This is a genomic window from Bacteroides sp. RTP31139st1_H2_RTP31139_211217 (genome assembly GCF_040227615.1).
In the GTDB taxonomy this organism is placed as follows: domain Bacteria; phylum Bacteroidota; class Bacteroidia; order Bacteroidales; family Bacteroidaceae; genus Bacteroides; species Bacteroides uniformis.
In genome coordinates this window covers 1-1601 of sequence record NZ_JBCNZM010000327.1, presented here as the reverse complement: position 1 = coordinate 1601, position 1601 = coordinate 1, and the positions used below count along the sequence as shown (strand labels likewise).

1 protein-coding gene is annotated in these 1601 nt (G+C 63.3%); it reads right to left on the bottom strand.

Annotation, left to right across the window (positions count from 1 at the left end; all coding sequences use genetic code 11):
- Positions 1 to 1601, bottom strand: a 1601-nt coding sequence (locus tag ABUA47_RS24630; protein ID WP_349832272.1) for a DUF6531 domain-containing protein, incomplete at both ends; no start/stop codon positions are given.

Sequence of the window (1601 nt, the reverse complement as noted above, 5' to 3'; positions counted from 1 at the left end):
TTCTCGGCGGTGACGTTTCCCACAGCGTCGAGGGTGAACTCGTAGCTCTGGAGCTTCTCGTTTGTCACACGGCGCAGGCGTTCCTCCCGGTCATAGCGGAAGTTCACCACGCCCCGGTGGTCGCGACGCCTTGTCAGCTTCCACATGCCGGAGTAGCCGTACTCCACGTGCTGGACGTTGTCACGGTATTCCGTGAGGTTGTCTATCCCGTCGTAGGACAGGCGTATGTCGTTGCCGTCGAAGTCGAGCACGTGCACCACACGGCCCACAGGGTCGTATTCCCTTTTCTGCACCGCACCCTTGGGGTTGGTGACGCTCACGCACCTGCCCAGCAGGTCGTAGCCGTACAGCGAGGTGTTCCCCCGGCTGTCGGATGCCTCCGTGAGGTTGCGGAAACGGTCATAGGCGAGCTTCGTCACCACACCGTAGGGGTCTTTCACCGATGCCACCGCACCGTCGCGGTAGGTCATCCTCGTGACGGCACCTTCGGGGTTGGTGCGGCTCACCAGATTGCCGGAGCGGTCATAGCCGAACTCCCACGTGCCGCCGTCCGGTGTGGTCACGGATACGGGACGGTTGCGCAGGCCCCCCTTGCCGGGGTACACGGCGGACACGCTGCCGCCGCACGGGTCGGAGCTGTCGGTGCAGTTCCCCCAGCGGTCATATTTGTACAGGGTGCTGTTACCGAGCGGGTCTGTCTGTGCGAGGAGCTGGCGGCTGTCGTCGTAACGCCACAGGTGTTCCCCGCCGTTGGCATCGACCTTCTTCCACACAAGGCCGCCACGGTGGTGGTACACCGTCAGCCCGCCATGGCTGTCGAGTACCTCGGTCACTCCCTCTCGGAACGTGAGCTTATGGTCGTATATGCCGCCGTCGCCCCACGTGTGTACGCAGCGCGAACCCACGCCCGTACCGTCGTACTCGAAGTACCACGCAAGGCCGTTGCGCCATGTCTCCTTCACGATGAGCCTTCCGGCATACTCGTATGTCATCACATCTCCTGCCGCGTTGCGCTGGAGGGTCATGTTGCCGTCGGCGTCGTACTCGTAGGAGGCGAGGGTAATCTCTTTCTCCGGATCTTCCGGATGCGGGCCGTATATCTCAAGGATGCGTCCGTTCCTCGTGTCGTGTTCCACCCTCAGACGGCGGCCCGCACTGTCTGTAATGGAGTGTAGCAATCCCTCTTTCGTGTACTCGAAGCGGATGCCGAGGCCGTTGTAGTCGGTCACGCTCTCAAGCAGGCGCACGGAATCGTACTCCTTGCGGGTGAAGCGGTAGTAGAGGTCCTCGGCCATGTCCCACACGCAGTAGCAGCCGTCCTGTTCCAGACGGGCTTCCTTGCGCTCGGAGAGGATGAACGAGGGGTCTTCCGCTGTCGGCAGTGGGAAGGCCACCGGGATGCCGTCACTCATGCGGAGCGTCAGGGTGCCTTCTTCCGTGTCCGCGACGACGCCCATGTCGTAGGCGTGGTGCCACCCGTTGCCCAGAGGCCCCCGGTAGTCGCTGCGGCTGTACCATGTGCGCTCCCATGACAGAGGCACCGGGCCGTCGAGCCAGAAGTCCTCCTCGTCGGTGAAGAACGTGCCGCTGGCCACGTCCAC